We start from the raw sequence: 18,696 nt of genomic DNA, 5'->3' as shown, positions 1-18,696 counted from the left end.
CAGCTGCCAGCAGCACTGCAGCTGTAAATCACAAGAATAAAAAGATCCGAGGTGTTGCATGTCCGAGCTATCCGAAGCGCGCATCCCCGACGCACCCGCCATTCAGCGTTTGCCCCTCTTGCAACTGATCCTGGTCGGTTTGCAACATGTTCTGCTGATGTACGGTGGTGCCATCGCGGTACCGCTGATCATCGGACAGGCCGCTGGCCTGAGTCGTGAAGAAATCGCCTTCCTGATCAACGCCGACCTGCTGGTGGCGGGTATCGCCACCATCGTCCAGTCCCTCGGCATCGGCCCCATGGGCATTCGCATGCCGGTGATGATGGGCGCCAGTTTCGCCGCCGTCGGCAGCATGGTCGCCATGGCCGGCATGCCCGGTATCGGCCTGCAAGGGATCTTCGGCGCGACCATCGCCGCCGGGTTCTTCGGCATGATCATCGCCCCGTTCATGTCCAAAGTCGTACGCTTCTTCCCGCCGCTGGTGACCGGCACAGTCATCACCTCGATCGGTTTGTCGCTGTTCCCCGTGGCTGTGAACTGGGCCGGCGGCGGTGCCAGCGCCACTCAATTCGGTTCGCCGATTTACCTGACCATTGCCGCGCTGGTGCTGGGTACCATTTTGCTGGTGCATCGCTTCATGCGCGGTTTCTGGGTCAATATTTCCGTGCTGATCGGCATGTGCCTGGGCTACGTGCTCTGCGGCCTGCTCGGCATGGTCGACCTCAGTGGCATGGCTCAGGCGCCATGGCTGCAATTCGTCACTCCGCTGCACTTCGGCATGCCGAAATTCGAACTGGCACCGATCCTGTCGATGTGTCTGGTGGTAGTGATCATCTTCGTCGAGTCCACCGGGATGTTCCTGGCGCTGGGCAAGATCACCGGCCAGGAAGTCTGTCCACGGATGCTGCGTCGAGGCTTGTTGTGCGATGCCGGCGCTTCGTTCTTCGCCGGGTTCTTCAACACCTTCACCCACTCCTCCTTCGCCCAGAACATCGGCCTGGTGCAGATGACCGGCGTGCGTTGCCGTTCGGTGACCATCGTTGCCGGCGGGTTGCTGATCGTCTTGAGCCTGCTGCCCAAAGCCGCGTTTTTGGTGGCGTCGATTCCTCCGGCAGTACTGGGCGGCGCAGCGATTGCGATGTTCGGCATGGTCGCCGCCACCGGAATCAAGATTCTCCAGGAGGCCGACATCGGTGACCGTCGCAACCAGTTGCTGGTGGCGGTGAGCATCGGCATGGGCCTGATCCCGGTTGTACGCCCGGAGTTTTTCGCCCACCTGCCCGTGTGGATGAGCCCGATCACCCACAGCGGCATCGCCATGGCCACCCTCAGCGCGCTGACGCTGAACCTGCTGTTCAACATCCTTGGTGGCGCCGAACGCGCGGCCATCAATGACTGCCACGCCCACTAACAGGTAAAGACACAACTCCTGTAGGAGCGAGCTCGCTCGCGATGGACCTGAGAGCATCACGGGTATTCAGACAACACGCGTAATCGTTGACGACCATCGCGAGCAAGCTCGCTCCTACAGGGTTTGGGGTTGCCTGCGCCTCGCAAAAATAAAAACAAGAGGGAGCAACAGATGATTCGGACACAAACCAACCTGCTGTTGGGTGCTGGCCTGCTGGCCGCGAGTCAGGCCATGGCCGGCGATCTGCTGCTGTGGCAGACCAACAGCCTGAGCTATCTGTATGGCAAGAACTTCGCGATCAACCCGGCGATCCAGCAGACGATAACCTTCGAACACGCCGACCGCTGGAAGTACGGCGACAACTTCATGTTTATCGACAGCACCTACTACAACGGCGAGAAAGACCGAAACAAAGGCGTTCATGCCTATTACGGCGAGTTCAGCCCACGCCTCTCCTTCGGCAAGATCCTCGACCGCCGTTTCGAATTCGGCCCGATCAAGGACGTGCTGCTGGCCATGACCTACGAGAACGGCGAAGACGACACCGAGGCCTACCTGATCGGTCCCGGTTTCGACCTAGCGGTACCGGGCTTCAACTTTTTCACCCTGAACTTCTATTACCGCCAGACCGAAGGCTCGCGCCCTGGCGATGATGTCTGGCAAATCAGCCCGGCCTGGTCCTACACCCTGCCACTGGGCAACTCGAACCTGTTGATCGACGGCTACATCGACTGGGTGGTGGATAACGACCAGAACGCCCGCGGCACCTATCACGCCAACCTGCACTTCAACCCGCAGATCAAATACGACCTGGGCAAAGCCCTGGGCTGGCGCGAGAAACAGGTGTATGTCGGCACCGAATACAGCTACTGGAAAGACAAATACGGCGTCCAGGACAGCTCCCGTTTCAACACCAATGAAAACACCGCCAGCCTGCTGGTAAAGGTGCACTTCTGATGCTGCTCCGCAACCGTGCCCAAAACCTGCCGTCGGTGCGCCGTTGCGGAGCACTTGAGACCTGGCCGAGGAGTCAGTATTCTCCGCGGCCGCCCGAATCCGGTTTAAAAAAAAGCCCGGATGTAAAACCTGACCAGAAAGCCAACTTATCCCGGCTCTGGCAGGCACCAAGGCACTCCAAAACCCCTCTCAATCGACCGCTCTTGAGCCGTCGAACGGGAGTTTTTTTGCTTTTTGAAAGCCTTGGCTCAGCTCTTGCTAACAGCATTAAAGCTGACCGAATGGATGATTTTTTACCGCTACAGAAAAAGGCGCCACACCAGAGCGCCGACCTTAAAAAAATAACGTGGAACCACCTACTTTTTGGGAGCAACCGAATGAAACGTACGTGCACTAGCCTGATGCTGGCGGGATCGATGCTGGCCGGGGGCCAGGCCATGGCCGGCGATTTGCTGCAGTGGCAAAACAACAGCCTGACCTATCTGTATGGCAAGGACTTCCAGGTCAACCCGCGCATCCAGCAGACGGTGACCTTCGAACACGCCGATGCCTGGAAGTACGGCGACAACTTCTTCTTCATCGACAAAATCTTCTACAACGGCAAGGAAGACCATTTCGCGGGTGAAAACACTCACTACGGCGAATTCCAGCCACGCCTGTCGTTCGGCAAGATCTTTGACCAGAAGCTGGAGTTCGGCCCGATCAAGGACGTGCTGCTGGCCATGACGTATGAGTTCGGCGAAGACGACACCGAGTCGTACCTGGTCGGTCCTGGTTTCGACCTGGCCATTCCTGGTTTCGATTACTTCCAGTTGAACTTCTATAATCGTCACACCGAGGGTGGCCGTCCGGGTGACGATGTCTGGCAGATCACTCCGGTCTGGTCCTACACCATTCCGGTGGGTGGCTCGGACGTCCTGATCGATGGCTTCATGGACTGGGTGGTAGACAACGACGTCAACAGCAAAGGCGAGTACCACGCCAACCTGCACTTCAACCCGCAAGTCAAATACGACCTGGGCAAGGCGTTGAATCTGGGTGCCAAGCAGCTGTACGTCGGTGTCGAGTATGACTACTGGAAAAACAAATACGGTATCGAAGACAGCCAGGGCTTCAAGACCGATCAGAGCGTGACCAGCTTCCTGGTCAAGGTTCACTTCTGATCTGAAAACCTCCTGTAGGAGCGAGCCCGCTCGCTATCGTCGTAAACGATAACGCTGGGGTCCTGATACCCCGCGGTGTCCTTTCGTCCATCGCGAGCGGGCTCGCTTCTACATCTCAAGCCGAAACCAAAGACTCCCCAATTCCAAGAAACCGGCACAACTCCCCGCGCTTGGCCAACGCATCCCGCCGCCCCAGTTCAATCAATTCGCTGCAATACCCCGCCTCGAACAGCAGGTAGCTCAAAACCCCCGCCCCACTGGTCTTGGTCGCCCCCGGCCCGCGCAGAAACAGGCGCAATGCCGCCGGCAATTCCTGGCGATGACGCGCGGCAATCTCATCGATCGGCTGGCTCGGAGAAATCACCAACACGTCCACTGGCGCCACGCCCAAAGCGCGGGTGGGTGTACCGTCGGGCATCAGGTGACTGAACTGGTTCAGCCGCTGCAACAGCTCGATGTCGCTTTCCAGGCTGTCAATGAACGTACTGTTGAGCATGTGCCCGCCGATCTGCGCCAGTGACGGCTGCTGACCGGTGTAGCTACGCAACAAGGGTTGTCGCGGGTCAATCCCGCGGGGGTTGCCACTGACGCCCACCACCAGCACCCGACTGGCACCCAGATGCAACGCCGGACTGATCGGCGCCGACTGACGCACCGCGCCATCACCGAAATACTCTTCGCCGATTTTCACCGGGGCGAACAGCAGCGGGATGGCCGAACTGGCGAGCAGGTGTTCAACGGATAACCGGGTGGGAACACCGATACGCCGATGGCGCAACCAGGCATCGATCTTGCCGCCGCCCTCATAGAAGGTGACGGCCTGGCCGGACTCATAGCCGAACGCGGTAACCGCCACCGCATGCAATTGCTTCTGTGCGATCGCTTCGGCGATGCCACCCATATGCAGCTTGTCGTTGAGCAAATCCCGCAACGGAGAACTATTGAGCAGCGCCACCGGAACCTGGGCACCGATGCCGAGCAAACTGTGGCTGACAAAGCGGCTGGCCTGGCGGATCACCCCGGGCCAGTCGCTGCGCAACACCAGATGACTGCGAAAGCCCTGCCAGAATGCCGTCAGGCGCTCGATGGCGTTACGAAAGTCCATCGCCCCGCTGGCGAGGCTGACGGCGTTGATCGCGCCCGCCGAGGTGCCGACGATCACCGGAAACGGATTGCGGGCCCCCGGCGGCAGCAATTCGGCAATCGCCGCCAGCACCCCGACCTGATAGGCCGCCCGAGCCCCGCCACCGGAAAGAATCAACCCTGTAACCGGTTCGCCTGGACTCATGCACAACTCTCCATGGTGCTTGATGGGATTTCGTTGTTTCAACCTGTTCCCTTGCTCGCGATGGTTGTGAAAACGCCGCGGGGGTCAGGTGTCCCGCGTTATCGTTGGCCACCATCGCGAGCGAGCTCGCTCCTACACGCGTTTGGCGTACAGCTTGGGCTCGCCCGGTGGGCGGCTCTTGAAGCGGCGATGGGCCCACAGGTATTGCTCGGGATGCTCGCGCAGAACGCTTTCGATCCATTGGTTGATGCGCAGGCAGTCGGCCTCCTCGGTTTCGCCTGGGAAGCCTTCGAGCGGCGCATGGATCACCAGGCGATATCCGCTGCCGTCCGCCAGACGTTCCTGGGTGAACGGCACCACCAGCGCCTTGCCCAGTCGCGCAAACTTGCTCGTGGCGGTGACGGTCGCGGCCTGAATGCCGAACAGCGGCACGAAAATGCTTTGCTTGGCGCCGTAGTCCTGATCCGGTGCGTACCAGATCGCCCGGCCCGAGCGCAGCAGTTTGAGCATGCCGCGCACGTCTTCGCGTTCCACCGCCAACGAATCGAGGTTGTGCCGCTCGCGGCCCTGGCGCTGGATGTAGTCGAACAGCGGATTCTTGTGCTCGCGGTACATGCCGTCGATGGTGTGCTGTTGACCGAGCAACGCTGCGCCGATTTCCAGCGTCGTGAAGTGCAGGGCCATCAGGATCACGCCCTTGCCCTCACGCTGAGCCTGCTGCAAATGCTCCAGCCCTTCGATATGAGCAAGATTTGCCAGGCGCTTGCGCGACCACCACCAGCTCATCGCCATCTCAAAGAACGCGATGCCGGTGGAGGCGAAGTTTTCCTTGAGCAGGCGTTTGCGTTCGGCGGCGGTTTTTTCAGGAAAACACAGTTCCAGATTGCGCTTGGCAATGCGCCGTCTGTCGCCGGCCACGCGATACATCAATGCGCCCAGTGCGCGACCGATCCACAGCAGTGCCGGGTACGGCAGCTGGACGATCAGCCACAACAGCCCCAGGCCACACCACAGTGGCCAGAAACGTGGAGATAGAAATGCTTTTCGAAAACGCGGGCGGTCCATTAATGCTTCCGGAATGACAATGGCCGCGCATTCTACATCGTTCGACCCGGCTTGCGGCCCGCGGGCGTTCTCGTTATAAGTCTCGGCACTTTTAGTGACAAGTCGTTGTATGCCGACCATGAGCCAAACCGAACCGCTAGACCAAGATCCCGTGTTCCAGTTGAAGGGCAGCATGCTGGCCATTACGGTGCTGGAACTGGCCCGTAACGACCTCGAAAGCCTTGATCGGCAACTGGCCGCCAAGGTCGCCCAGGCGCCCAACTTCTTCAGCAACGCGCCACTGGTACTGGCCCTGGACAAACTCCCGGCCAACGGAGGCGCGGTCGATCTGCCAGGGCTGATGCGCGTCTGCCGCCAGCATGGCCTGCGTACCCTGGCGATCCGCGCCAGCCGCATCGAAGACATTGCCGCCGCCATCGCGGTCGACCTGCCGGTGCTGCCACCGTCCGGTGCCCGGGAGCGTCCACTGGACCTGACCGAAGGCGAACCGAAGAAAAAACCGGAAAAACCGCCCGAGCCGACCATCAAGCCGACGAAAATCATCACCTCGCCGGTACGCGGTGGCCAGCAGATTTATGCCCAGGGCAGCGATCTGGTGGTGATCTCCTCGGTAAGCCCGGGGGCGGAACTTCTCGCCGATGGCAACATCCATGTATACGGCCCGATGCGTGGTCGCGTGTTGGCCGGCGTCAAGGGCGACACCAAGGCGCGGATTTTCTGTCAGCAAATGAGTGCTGAACTGATTTCCATCGCCGGGCATTACAAGGTTTCCGAAGATCTGCGCCGCGACCCGCTATGGGGTTCGGGTGTGCAGGTCAGCCTGTCCGGCGACGTGTTGAACATCATTCGGCTTTAACGGATACTGCCGCATTTTCCAAGCATCTCTAAAACGTAGCGAAAACGGCTCAAACGAAGTAGGAAAAAGGCCGAAAGCAGTGTTTACCGGGGGTAAACGCCGCTCAAAACCGGATTCCAGCCAAGGCTGTCCGACTGCAGTAGTTTTTCAGGAGATGTTTTTCAGGGACTGAAAAGTCCTTTTTCCTTAGGGGTGAAACACCTTGGCCAAGATTCTCGTGGTTACATCCGGCAAGGGTGGTGTGGGTAAGACCACCACCAGCGCCGCTATCGGTACCGGCCTCGCTCTGCGCGGCCACAAAACAGTGATCGTCGACTTCGACGTGGGCTTGCGCAACCTCGACCTGATCATGGGTTGCGAGCGCCGCGTGGTGTATGACTTCGTCAACGTGGTCAACGGCGAAGCCAACCTGCAACAGGCTCTGATCAAAGACAAGCGCCTGGAAAACCTCTACGTGCTGGCCGCCAGCCAGACCCGCGACAAAGACGCGCTGACCGTCGAAGGCGTGGAAAAAGTCCTGATGCAACTCAAGGAAGACTTTGAGTTCGTGGTCTGCGACTCCCCGGCAGGCATCGAGAAAGGCGCCCACCTGGCCATGTACTTCGCCGATGAAGCGATCGTCGTGACCAACCCGGAAGTCTCCTCGGTACGTGACTCCGACCGCATGCTCGGCCTGCTGGCCAGCAAGTCCCGTCGTGCCGAACGCGGCGAAGACCCGATCAAGGAACACCTGCTGATTACCCGTTATCACCCGGAACGTGTGAGCAAAGGCGAAATGCTCGGCGTAGAAGACGTCAAGGACATCCTTTCGGTGACCCTGCTCGGCGTGATCCCTGAATCCCAGGCGGTGCTCAAGGCATCCAACCAGGGTGTTCCGGTGATTCTCGACGACCAGAGCGATGCCGGCCAGGCCTACAGCGATACCGTGGACCGCCTGCTGGGCAAGACCGTGGATCATCGATTCCTTGATGTACAGAAGAAGGGATTCTTCGAGCGCCTGTTTGGAGGCAACTAAGCAATGAACCTTTTTGACTTCTTTCGTGCCAACAAAAAGCAAAGCACCGCGTCGGTAGCGAAAGAGCGTCTACAGATCATCGTGGCGCACGAACGCGGCCAACGCAGTACCCCGGACTACCTGCCAGCCTTGCAGAAGGAACTGGTCGAGGTGATCCGCAAGTACGTCAATATCGGGTCCGATGACGTGCACGTCGCACTGGAAAGCCAGGGCAGCTGCTCGATTCTGGAGCTCAATATCACCCTGCCAGATCGCTGAGTCGATCCGGCTGGAGCCACGGCGGCTCAGGCCCCTTGCGCGACTGCAAGGGACCTGAGCCGCCGTTGGCGTTTGTTACGAGGCTGTTTTAATGCCGCTGTCCAACATCCACATCATCCATCAGGATGCCGCCGTACTGGTGGTGAACAAACCGACCCTGTTGCTCTCTGTCCCTGGCCGGGCCGACGACAACAAGGACTGCCTGATTACCCGCCTGCAGGAAAACGGCTACCCGGAAGCGCGAATTGTCCATCGCCTGGACTGGGAGACTTCCGGCATCATCCTGCTGGCCCGCGACCCGGACACCCATCGCGAACTGTCCCGACAATTTCACGACCGCGAAACCGAAAAGGCCTACACCGCCCTGTGCTGGGGTCAGCCGGAACTGGACAGCGGCAGCATCGACCTGCCCTTGCGCTACGACCCGCCGACCAAGCCGCGCCACGTGGTCGACCATGAATTCGGCAAACACGCACTGACCTTCTGGCGAGTGCTGGAGCGTTGCGGCGACTGGTGCCGCGTTGAGCTGACACCGATCACCGGCCGCTCCCACCAGTTGCGCGTGCACATGCTCTCGATTGGTCATCCGCTGCTGGGTGACGGGCTCTATGCCCATGAGCAGGCGCTGGCGGCCTGGCCGCGCCTGTGTCTGCACGCGAGCATGCTCAGCTTCACCCATCCGCAAAGTGGCGAACGCCTGCGCTTCGAGTGCCCGGCACCGTTCTGAACGCAACGCACTCCCCCCTGTAGGAGCGAGCTTGCTCGCGATGGTCGTCAACGATAACGCGGGAAGCCTGGCGCCCCGCGGCGTTCTTGGGATCATCGCGAGCAAGCTCGCTCCTACAGGGGGGGGGCGCCACTCCACCCGCACGCCACCGCCAATTCCCTGACCAATACGTTAAACTGGCGCCACTGCTGTCTGGAGCTACTTTATGCGCGAAGAGTTGAACCAAGGCCTGATCGATTTCCTCAAGGCCTCCCCTACCCCGTTCCATGCCACCGCCAGCCTTGTTCAGCGTCTGGAAGCGGCGGGCTACCAACGCCTCGACGAGCGCGAACCGTGGAATACCGAAACCAACGGTCGCTACTACGTCACCCGCAACGACTCTTCGATTGTCGCGATCAAGATGGGCCGCCATTCACCGCTGCACGGCGGCATTCGCCTGGTCGGCGCCCACACCGACAGCCCGTGCCTACGCGTCAAGCCGCAACCGGAACTGCAACGCCAGGGCTTCTGGCAACTGGGCGTTGAAGTCTATGGCGGCGCGCTGCTGGCGCCGTGGTTCGACCGCGACCTGTCCCTGGCGGGCCGCGTAACCTTCCGTCGTGATGGCAAGGTCGAGAGCCAGTTGATCGACTTCAAGGCACCGGTCGCGATCATTCCGAACCTGGCGATTCACCTCAACCGTGAAGCCAACATGGGTTGGGCAATCAACGCCCAGACCGAACTGCCGCCGATCCTCGCGCAATTTGCCGGTGACGAGCGCGTGGACTTCCGCGCGGTGCTCACCGACCAGCTCGCCCGCGAACACGGCCTGAATGCCGACGTGGTGCTCGATTACGAGTTGAGTTTCTACGACACCCAAAGCGCTGCGGTCATTGGCCTGCATGGCGACTTCATCGCTGGCGCGCGCCTGGACAACCTGCTGTCGTGCTACGCCGGCCTGCAAGCGCTGTTGACGGCCGACACCGACGAAACCTGCGTGCTGGTCTGCAACGACCACGAAGAAGTCGGTTCCTGCTCGGCCTGCGGTGCCGACGGCCCGATGCTTGAGCAAACCTTGCGTCGCTTGCTGCCTGAAGGTGATGAATTCGTACGCACCATTCAGAAATCCCTGCTGGTTTCGGCTGACAACGCCCACGGCGTGCATCCGAACTACGCTGACAAGCACGATGCCAACCACGGCCCGAAACTCAACGCCGGCCCGGTGATCAAGGTCAACAGCAACCAGCGCTACGCCACCAACAGTGAAACCGCCGGGTTCTTCCGTCACCTGTGCATGGCTGAAGAAGTGCCGGTGCAAAGCTTCGTAGTGCGCAGCGACATGGGCTGTGGTTCGACCATCGGCCCGATCACCGCCAGCCACCTGGGCGTGCGCACCGTGGATATCGGCTTGCCGACGTTCGCCATGCACTCGATCCGCGAACTGTGCGGCAGCCATGACCTGGCGCACCTGGTCAAGGTGCTGAACGCGTTCTACGCCTGCCGCGAATTGCCGTAAACCCCGCAATACCCTGTAGGAGCGAGCATGCTCGCGATGGACGTGAACGATTACGCGTGTTTTCTGGATAAACACGGCGCCCTGAAGTTCATCGCGAGCAAGCTCGCTCCTACAGACAACACGGTGCAAAAAAGCCGCCTAGACTTCCAGTATCCCTTCGACAAGGCCGTCTCCATGATTTCGATGTCTACCTTTCACGCCATGCTGATTCCGATTCTTGCCGGGATGCTCCTGCTGGCGGTCGGCTTCAACTTTCGCGACAAAAATGCCGGTGTGTTTGCCATGTGGATCGGCATGCTGACCATTCTCGCGACCGTTGTTCTCAAGATCCTCGCCAAACTCAACGAATAATTCCTCGCCCTTGGCTCGCATTGATTTTGACGGGCTCGTACACTCGGTCGATCCGCTCCCTGCGAGGTTGACCGCCTAGTGTTCGCTCGTCTTTTTTCCCTCCCGTGTATTGTCCTTGTCTGCCTGATGACGCTGCTGTCAGTGGCGCCTGCCCAGGCGGCCGGCCTGCCGGGCCTGCTCAACAACCAGGCCAAGGCGCAGCCCGAAGCACAGGAACCGCTGGGGCAATCTCTGGACGAAGTGATCAAGTCACTGGAGAACGACCAGCAACGCTCCAAGCTGCTGGCCGACCTGAAAAAGCTCCGCGACACCACCAAACAGGCCCAGCCGATTACCGAAGAGGGCGTACTGGGCCTGATTGGCGGAACCCTGGCCAATTTCGAGAAGAAATTTTCCGGCGTCGACAGTCCGCTCACGCTCTGGTCCAGTGAATTCGATCAGGCCAGGGAAGAACTGGTGGCGCTGGCGCTGCCGGCCAATGAATGGCTGCCCATGCTGTTCGCCTTTGCCATGATCCTGATGGTCTGGAGCCTGCTGGCCGCCGCCCTGATCTGGATCAGCCACCGCGTGCGGATGCGTTTCGGCCTGACCGAAGAACTGCCGCAGCATCCCAGGGCCCTGGACATGTTGCGTTTTGCGCTGCGCAAACTCGGGCCATGGCTGATCGCCCTGATGATCACGGTCTACATGAGCTACGCCCTGCCCTCGTCCCTGGGCAAAAGCCTGGCGATGGTGCTGGCCTATGCACTGGTGGTCGGCACCTGCTTCTCGGCCATCTGCGTGATTGCCTTTTCCCTGCTCGACGGCCCACACCGCCACCGCGCCTTGTACATCCTGCGGCACCAGGCGTTTCGGCCGCTATGGCTGATCGGCAGCTTCGCCGCGTTTGGCGAAGCGCTGAGCGATCCGCAACTGGTCAACAGCCTCGGCAGCCATCTGGCCCATACCGCCGCGACTGCCGCCAACGTCCTGGCCGCGCTCTCCACGGGGCGCTTCATCCTGCGTTTCCGCCGGCCGATCGCCCACCTGATCCGCAACCAGCCGCTGTCCCGGCGCCTGACCCGCCGCGCCCTCAACGACACCCTGTCGATTCTCGGCACCTTCTGGTACGTGCCGGCGTTGGTGCTGGTGGCCATTTCCCTGTTCGCGACGTTCATTTCCGCCGGCGACACCAGCACCGCCCTGCGCCAGTCGCTGATCTGCACCGTTTTGCTGGTGTTGTGCATGGTCATCAACGGCCTGGTACGCCGCCACGCCCTCAAACCGCAGCGCGGCATCCGGCGCTACGCGGTGTATTCGGAACGGCTGAAAAACTTCTTCTACACCATCGTTCACCTGTTGGTGTGGCTAGCCTTTATCGAACTCGGCCTGCGGGTCTGGGGCATGTCGTTAATCCGCTTTACCGAAGGCGACGGCCATGAAGTCAGCGTCAAACTGTTCAGCCTCGCCGGCACGCTGCTGTTTGCCTGGCTGATCTGGATTCTCAGCGATACCGCCGTGCATCACGCGCTGACCCGCTCGCGCAAAGGCCTGGCCAATGCCCGCGCACAGACGATGATGCCGCTGATCCGCAATGTGTTGTTCATAGCGATTTTCATCATCGCGCTGATCGTTGCCCTGGCGAACATGGGCATGAACGTCACGCCCCTGCTGGCCGGTGCCGGTGTGATCGGTCTGGCCATCGGTTTTGGTGCGCAGTCGCTGGTAGCCGACCTGATTACCGGGTTGTTCATCATCATCGAAGACTCCCTGGCCATTGACGACTACGTGGATGTCGGCGGCCACCTCGGCACGGTCGAAGGCCTGACCATCCGTACCGTGCGTCTGCGGGACATCGACGGCATCGTCCACACCATTCCGTTCAGCGAAATCAAAAGCATCAAGAACTACTCCCGGGAATTCGGCTACGCGATCTTCCGGGTAGCGGTGCCGGCCAACATGGACATCGACAACGCAATCAAACTGATGCGCGAAGTCGGCCAGAAAATGCGCACCGACCCGCTGCAGCGGCGCAATATCTGGTCGCCGCTGGAGTTCCAGGGGGTGGAAAGTTTCGAGTCGGGCAACGCGATCCTTCGCGCCCGGTTCAAGACGGCGCCGATCAAGCAGTGGGAGGTTTCGCGGGCGTTCAACCTGTCGCTCAAGCGGCACATGGATGAAGCCGGACTGGATCTGGCGACACCGCGGATGAGTATTCAGGTGATTACCGCGGGTGGTGCACCAGAACAGTCCGTGTAGGAGCGAGCTTGCTCCGGGCGGCGTTCCGACGATGAACTCAAGAACGCCGCGTTTAGCCAGTAAACACGCGTAATCGTTAACGAGCATCGCGAGTAAGCTCGCTCCTACAGGAAGGTCGGACGTTAGACCACATCCACCCCGACATGAATCGCATCATGCCGCCAGAACTCCAGGTCGCAGTCGATCAAGCGTTCATGCTGGTCATAGTTGACCCGGGCAATCTGCAAGCCCGGGCTACCCACCGACACTTTCAACGCCGCCGCCGCATCCACCGACAACGCCGTAGGTACAATCTCGAAGCGCACCCGCCCGTAGTGCAAATCGTAATGCCGCGCATACAACTCGGTAATCGACTGATTCAGATCGAACTCAAGAATCCCCGGGAAATACTGTGGGTTCAGATAGTGTTCCACATACAACACCAGTCGCCCGTCAATCCGCCGTGAACGGCAGATCTGAATCACGCTCGACAGCGCCGGCAATTGCAGCCAGGCACACACCGCCGCCGACGCCGGCTGCAATCGCGCCGAAATCACCTCGGTCGACGGCACCCGCCCCTGGGCGCTGACCATCGCGTGAAAGTGGCTACGCTGCATGAGGTTGTAGGCCAGGCGTGGCGGCGAGACGAACCAGCCGCGACGCTCCTCGCGATAAATCTGCCCCTGGGACTCCAACTGCAACAACGCTTCACGCAAAGTGATCCGTGTGGTGCCAAACAATTCACTGAGCTTGCGCTCGGCCGGCAATTTGCTGCCGGGGGTCAACAGTCCATGGTCGATCTGCTCCTGAAGCACCTGGCCGATGGCTGTTACCGCTTTTGTTGCCTCTTCACGCATCAACGTTTCCTTTCTGGACTAGACCAGCACCATTTCAGGGCAGAACCGCAGTGTAAACCGGCTCATTCAATAGTCTGCAAGCGTAGGCAGCGCAGATGAACCAGATGTGACAAAGCCGCCCAACGGTCGCCATTCCCTGCCTTCAACAACTTGCAATTCATCGGCCAAGTCCCTTGTCTTCCGGGGCCTTGACCATGGTCTACGCTTAGCAGGCCAGTCGCGATACCGATGAACAAAAAGTCATTCCGGGCGACGAACGACATCAAAGTGTCATCCAGCCTCCTTAAATTGGCTCAGGTATTGCTGACCTAGACCAACAAACCGTAATCGCAGCGTTGAACACGACCCAAGGAGCTTCGGAATGAAAAAGCTTTTCCTGGCATCACTGTTAGGCTCGACCATCGCAATGTGCACCGCCGCCATGGCGGCCGATGATCTGAAAACCCTGGAAGCCGCTGCGAAAGCGGAAGGCGCCGTCAACAGCGTTGGCATGCCCAATGACTGGGCCAACTGGGCCGGCACCTGGAAAGACCTGAGCGACAAGTACGGCCTCAAGCACATAGACACCGACATGAGCTCGGCCCAGGAGATCGCCAAGTTCGCCGCGGAAAAAGACAACGCCAGCGCCGACATCGGCGACGTCGGTGCAGCGTTCGGCCCGATCGCGGTCAAGCAAGGCGTGGTCCAGCCCTACAAGCCTTCGACCTGGGATCAGATTCCGGCCTGGGCCAAGGACAAAGACGGCAACTGGGCACTGGCCTACACCGGCACCATCGCTTTCATCGTCAACAAGAAATTGCTGCATGGCTCCGAGGCGCCAACCAAGTGGGCTGACCTCAAGGACGGCAAATACAAGGTCTCCATCGGCGACGTGAGCACCGCGGCCCAGGCAGCCAACGGCGTATTAGCCGCGGCACTGGCCAACGGTGGCGACGAGAAGAACCTGCAGCCTGCCCTGCTGCTGTTCGCCGACATCGCCAAGCAAGGTCGCCTGTCGATGTCCAACCCGACGATTGCCACCATGGAAAAAGGCGAAATCGAAGTCGGCGTGGTCTGGGACTTCAACGGCCTGAGCTACAAGGCCAAGATGGCCAACCCGGATGACTACGTGGTGCTGATCCCGTCCGACGGCTCGGTGATCTCCGGCTACACCACCATCATCAACAAGTACGCGAAAAACCCGAATGCGGCCAAGCTGACCCGCGAATACATCTTCAGTGACGCCGGCCAGATCAACCTGGCCAAGGGCAACGCCCGTCCGATCCGTGCCGAACACCTGACCCTGCCAGCCGAGGTGCAGGCCAAGCTGCTGCCTAACGAGCAGTACAAGAAGGTCACGCCGATCAAGGACGCGGACGCCTGGGAGAAGACTTCCAAGGCCCTTCCTCAGAAGTGGCAGGAAGAAGTCATCATCAATATGCAGTAAGCGGGTAGCCCACCAACGGGAGGCCTGATGGAGATCCCTGTGGGAGCGAGCTTGCTCGCGATAGCGACCTGACATTCAGCATTGATGTTGAATGGAAGTCCCTCATCGCGAGCAAGCTCGCTCCCACAAGGGATTGGTTGCGTACTTGAATCATCTGTTTCACGGAGTCATCGCCCCTATGAAGCACAACGTCATCCTTGTCGTGCTCGACGGCCTCAACTACGAGGTCGCCCGCCACGCCATGGGGCACCTGCAGGCCTACGTCGGCGCAGGACGCGCGGCACTCTACAAACTGCAGTGCGAGTTGCCGGCCCTGTCCCGCCCCCTGTACGAATGCATCCTGACCGGCGTCGCGCCGATCGACAGCGGCATCGTCCACAACAACGTCTCGCGCCTGTCCAACCAGCGCAGCATCTATCACTACGCCACTGACGCAGGTCTTGTCACCGCGGCGGCGGCCTATCACTGGGTCAGCGAGCTGTACAACCGTTCGCCCTTCGTGGCGGCCCGGGATCGTCACACCGATGACCCGCAACTGCCGATCCAGCATGGGCATTTTTACTGGAACGATCACTACCCGGATTCGCACCTGTTCGCCGATGCCGAAAACCTGCGCCTGCGCCATGCACCGAATTTTCTGCTGATCCACCCGATGAACATCGACGACGCCGGGCACAAGCACGGCCTCGACACCCCGCAGTACCGCAACAGTGCCCGCTCGGCCGACATCATCCTGGCCGACTACCTGCAAGGCTGGCTCGATGCCGGTTACCAAGTGCTGGTCACCGCCGACCACGGCATGAACAACGACCGCTCCCACAATGGGCTGCTTGCCGAAGAGCGCGAAGTACCGCTGTTCGTCCTCGGCGACGCATTCAGTTTCGATTCGGGCGCTGCGCCCGAACAGACTGACATTTGCGGCACCGTCTGCGAACTGCTGGGCGTGCCTCACGACAAGCCGGTGTGCCGGGAGCTTCTGAAGTGAATTCCATGACTCGCGGCAAATGGCTCGCGGCCTTGTGCCTGGTGCCATTTGCGCTGTTCTTCATCGTGTTCGAAATCGCACCGCTGACCTGGGTGATGATCAACAGCCTGCAATCGGAAGAGTTCGGCTGGGGCCTGGCCAACTTCACCAAGATCTTCAATTCGAAGTTCTACTTGCAGGCGATCCAGTACAGTCTCGAGATCAGTTTCTGGTCCAGCGTGTTCGGGATCGTCATCGCGGTACTCGGCGCCTATTCCCTGCGCCGGGTGGACTCGAAACTGCGCAATTTCGTCAACGCCTTCGCCAACATGACCAGTAACTTCGCCGGCGTGCCCCTGGCCTTCGCGTTCATCATTCTGCTCGGCTTCAACGGCAGCTTCACCATCCTGCTCAAGCAGGCCGGAATAATTCAGGACTTCAACCTGTACTCGAAAACCGGGCTGATCATTCTCTACACCTACTTCCAGATTCCCCTCGGCGTGCTGCTGCTGTATCCGGCCTTCGATGCACTGCGCGAAGACTGGCGTGAGTCCGCTGCGCTGCTCGGCGCCGACGGTTGGCAGTACTGGCGGCACATCGGCTTGCCTGTTTTGACGCCGGCACTGCTGGGCACCTTCGTGATCCTGCTGGCAAACGCCCTCGGTGCCTACGCCACGGTGTACGCCCTGACCACCGGCAACTTCAACGTGCTGCCGATCCGCATCGCGGCGATGGTGTCCGGTGACATTTCCCTGGACCCGAACCTGGCCAGCGCCCTGGCCGTGGTGCTGGTGGCCTTGATGACCCTGGTGACCATCGCGCATCAGTTGCTGTTGAAGAGGAGCTACCATGTCTCGCGCTGAACTGGGGCCCGCCGGTGTCTACCACCGCGTCGTGGTGTATCTGCTGTTTGCCATCCTGCTGTTGCCGCTGCTCGGCACGCTGATCTATTCGATCTCCAGCAGTTGGTCGGCGACCATTCTGCCCAGTGGCTTCACCCTCAAGTGGTACATCCAGCTGTGGAGCGATCCGCGCTTCCTGAATGCGTTCGGGCAGTCGCTGCTGGTCTGCGTCGGTTCGCTGATTCTTTCGGTAGTGCTGATTCTGCCGTTGCTGTTCGTGGTGCATTACCACTTCCCGAAACTCGACGCACTGATGAACATCCTGATCCTGCTGCCCTTCGCCGTGCCGCCGGTGGTGTCGTCGGTGGGGCTGTTGCAGCTTTATGGTTCCGGACCATTCGCCATGGTCGGCACGCCGTGGATCCTGATCGGTTGCTACTTCACCGTGGCGCTGCCGTTCATGTACCGGGCGATCACCAACAACCTGCAGGCGATCAACCTGCGCGACCTGATGGATGCCGCCCAGTTGCTCGGCGCCAGCACCTTTCAAGCCGCCTTCCTGGTGGTGCTGCCGAACTTGCGCAAGGGCCTGATGGTGGCGTTGCTGCTGTCGTTCTCGTTCCTGTTCGGTGAGTTCGTGTTCGCCAACATCCTTGTCGGTACCCGCTACGAAACCCTGCAGGTCTACCTCAACAACATGCGCAACAGCAGCGGTCATTTCACCAGTGCGCTGGTGATTTCCTACTTCTTCTTTGTGCTGGTTCTGACCTGGATTGCCAATATCTTGAACAGGGACAAAAGCGAATGAGCTATGTCAGCGTCCAACATCTTCAGAAAAGCTTCGCCGGCACCACGGTGTTCAGCGACATCAATTGCGAAATCCAGAAAGGTGAATTCGTCACCCTGCTCGGTCCGTCCGGTTGCGGCAAATCCACCCTGCTGCGCTGCATCGCCGGCCTGACTTCGGTGGATGGCGGCAAAATCCTGCTCGATGGTGCCGATATCGTGCCGGTGAGCCCGCAGAAGCGCGGGATCGGCATGGTGTTCCAAAGCTATGCGCTGTTCCCCAACATGACCGTGGAGCAAAACGTCGCCTTCGGCCTGCGCATGCAAAAGGTCAATGCCGATGACAGCCGCAAACGCGTCGCAGAAGTGCTCAAACTGGTGGAACTCAATGACTTTGCCGCGCGTTACCCGCATCAACTGTCGGGCGGTCAGTGCCAGCGCGTGGCCCTCGCCCGCTCCCTGGTGACCCGGCCACGCCTGTTGTTGCTGGACGAACCGTTATCGGCCCTGGACGCGCGGATTCGCAAGCACCTGCGCGAACAGATCCGTCAGATCCAGCGCGAACTGGGCTTGACCACGATTTTCGTCACACACGATCAGGAAGAAGCCCTGACCATGTCTGACCGGATTTTCCTGATGAATCAGGGAAAGATCGTACAAAGTGGCGACGCCGAAACCCTCTACACTGCGCCAGTCGATGTGTTCGCCGCCGGGTTCATCGGCAACTACAACCTGCTGGACGCCGACAGCGCCTCGAAGCTGTTGCAGCGACCGATCAACAAGCGCATTGCGATTCGCCCGGAAGCCATCGAACTGAGCCTCGACGGTGAACTGGACGCGCAAGTGCGCAGCCACAGCCTGCTGGGCAACGTGATTCGCTACCGGGTCGAAGCCCGGGGCGTGGAATTGGTGGTGGATGTGCTGAACCGCTCGGCGGCCGACCTGCATCCCGATGGTCAGCGCCTGGCGCTTTCCATCGATCCGACGGCCCTGTGTGAGGTAGCCTGATGCCTTTGCT

Annotated in this window: 18 protein-coding genes; 15 read left to right on the top strand and 3 right to left on the bottom strand. The window is 60.2% G+C overall.

Features of this window, described 5'->3' with window-relative positions:
* The first annotated feature begins 58 nt into the window (after positions 1–58).
* The 3 genes from PSJE_RS06175 (at position 59) to PSJE_RS06165 (ending at position 3,531) form a co-directional block, all read left to right on the top strand.
* Entirely contained in the window at positions 59–1,411 is a 1,353-nt protein-coding gene (locus PSJE_RS06175) for a nucleobase:cation symporter-2 family protein (RefSeq protein ID WP_090453974.1), read from the top strand.
* 171 nt (positions 1,412–1,582) lie between these two features.
* A complete protein-coding gene (locus PSJE_RS06170; RefSeq protein WP_057715763.1) occupies positions 1,583–2,368 on the top strand; it encodes an outer membrane protein OmpK in 786 nt (261 codons plus the stop codon).
* A gap of 377 nt (positions 2,369–2,745) precedes the next feature.
* Complete coding sequence (locus PSJE_RS06165) at positions 2,746–3,531, top strand: outer membrane protein OmpK (protein ID WP_090453972.1); 786 nt, start codon at positions 2,746–2,748, stop codon at positions 3,529–3,531.
* A 115-nt stretch (positions 3,532–3,646) separates the two neighbouring features.
* Here PSJE_RS06165 and PSJE_RS06160 read toward each other — a convergent pair whose 3' ends face one another.
* Complete coding sequence (locus tag PSJE_RS06160) at positions 3,647–4,819, bottom strand: patatin-like phospholipase family protein (RefSeq protein ID WP_090453970.1); 1,173 nt, start codon at positions 4,817–4,819, stop codon at positions 3,647–3,649.
* A gap of 132 nt (positions 4,820–4,951) precedes the next feature.
* A complete protein-coding gene (locus tag PSJE_RS06155; protein WP_090453969.1) occupies positions 4,952–5,884 on the bottom strand; it encodes a lipid A biosynthesis lauroyl acyltransferase in 933 nt (310 codons plus the stop codon).
* A 118-nt stretch (positions 5,885–6,002) separates the two neighbouring features.
* On the opposite strand from PSJE_RS06155, the gene minC reads away from it, so the two are divergent.
* From minC to PSJE_RS06120, 7 genes are all read left to right on the top strand, one after another.
* A complete protein-coding gene (gene minC, locus PSJE_RS06150) occupies positions 6,003–6,740 on the top strand; it encodes a septum site-determining protein MinC (RefSeq protein WP_090457784.1) in 738 nt (245 codons plus the stop codon).
* 202 nt (positions 6,741–6,942) lie between these two features.
* Positions 6,943–7,755 carry a septum site-determining protein MinD gene (gene minD / locus PSJE_RS06145; RefSeq protein ID WP_090453967.1) on the top strand — a complete coding sequence of 271 codons (813 nt, stop codon included), beginning with the start codon at positions 6,943–6,945 and terminating at the stop codon, positions 7,753–7,755.
* 3 nt (positions 7,756–7,758) lie between these two features.
* Positions 7,759–8,013, top strand: a complete 255-nt coding sequence (gene minE / locus PSJE_RS06140; protein ID WP_007974947.1) for a cell division topological specificity factor MinE — start codon at positions 7,759–7,761, stop codon at positions 8,011–8,013.
* 91 nt (positions 8,014–8,104) lie between these two features.
* On the top strand, positions 8,105–8,740 hold the full coding sequence (locus PSJE_RS06135; protein WP_046037585.1) for an RluA family pseudouridine synthase: 636 nt from the start codon (positions 8,105–8,107) through the stop codon (positions 8,738–8,740).
* A 205-nt stretch (positions 8,741–8,945) separates the two neighbouring features.
* A complete protein-coding gene (locus tag PSJE_RS06130) occupies positions 8,946–10,235 on the top strand; it encodes a M18 family aminopeptidase (RefSeq protein ID WP_090453965.1) in 1,290 nt (429 codons plus the stop codon).
* Positions 10,236–10,262: 27 nt separating this feature from the next.
* Entirely contained in the window at positions 10,263–10,586 is a 324-nt protein-coding gene (locus PSJE_RS06125) for a hypothetical protein (protein ID WP_090453963.1), read from the top strand.
* Positions 10,587–10,712: 126 nt separating this feature from the next.
* The gene (locus tag PSJE_RS06120) at positions 10,713–12,824 is read left to right on the top strand and encodes a mechanosensitive ion channel family protein (protein WP_408003757.1); all 2,112 of its coding nucleotides are present in this window, start codon (positions 10,713–10,715) and stop codon (positions 12,822–12,824) included.
* Positions 12,825–12,946: 122 nt separating this feature from the next.
* Here the strand turns inward: PSJE_RS06120 and PSJE_RS06115 are convergent, their stop codons facing one another.
* Positions 12,947–13,660, bottom strand: coding sequence for a UTRA domain-containing protein (locus tag PSJE_RS06115; protein WP_057715771.1), 714 nt, complete (start codon positions 13,658–13,660; stop codon positions 12,947–12,949).
* 361 nt (positions 13,661–14,021) lie between these two features.
* On the opposite strand from PSJE_RS06115, the gene PSJE_RS06110 reads away from it, so the two are divergent.
* The 5 genes from PSJE_RS06110 (at position 14,022) to PSJE_RS06090 (ending at position 18,686) form a co-directional block, all read left to right on the top strand.
* Positions 14,022–15,086, top strand: a complete 1,065-nt coding sequence (locus PSJE_RS06110) for an ABC transporter substrate-binding protein (protein ID WP_090453959.1) — start codon at positions 14,022–14,024, stop codon at positions 15,084–15,086.
* A gap of 178 nt (positions 15,087–15,264) precedes the next feature.
* The gene (locus PSJE_RS06105) at positions 15,265–16,071 is read left to right on the top strand and encodes an alkaline phosphatase family protein (RefSeq protein WP_057715773.1); all 807 of its coding nucleotides are present in this window, start codon (positions 15,265–15,267) and stop codon (positions 16,069–16,071) included.
* Positions 16,072–16,076: 5 nt separating this feature from the next.
* A complete protein-coding gene (locus tag PSJE_RS06100) occupies positions 16,077–16,913 on the top strand; it encodes an ABC transporter permease (protein ID WP_167362884.1) in 837 nt (278 codons plus the stop codon).
* Positions 16,900–17,700 carry an ABC transporter permease gene (locus tag PSJE_RS06095; protein ID WP_090453956.1) on the top strand — a complete coding sequence of 267 codons (801 nt, stop codon included), beginning with the start codon at positions 16,900–16,902 and terminating at the stop codon, positions 17,698–17,700. Before PSJE_RS06100 ends, PSJE_RS06095 begins: the two co-directional genes overlap by 14 nt.
* Positions 17,697–18,686, top strand: a complete 990-nt coding sequence (locus tag PSJE_RS06090; RefSeq protein WP_057715776.1) for an ABC transporter ATP-binding protein — start codon at positions 17,697–17,699, stop codon at positions 18,684–18,686. Before PSJE_RS06095 ends, PSJE_RS06090 begins: the two co-directional genes overlap by 4 nt.
* The last annotated feature ends 10 nt before the right edge of the window (positions 18,687–18,696 follow it).

The organism is Pseudomonas jessenii (assembly GCF_002236115.1).
GTDB lineage: Bacteria > Pseudomonadota > Gammaproteobacteria > Pseudomonadales > Pseudomonadaceae > Aquipseudomonas > Aquipseudomonas jessenii.
This window is presented reverse-complemented; position numbering and strand designations above follow the sequence as displayed.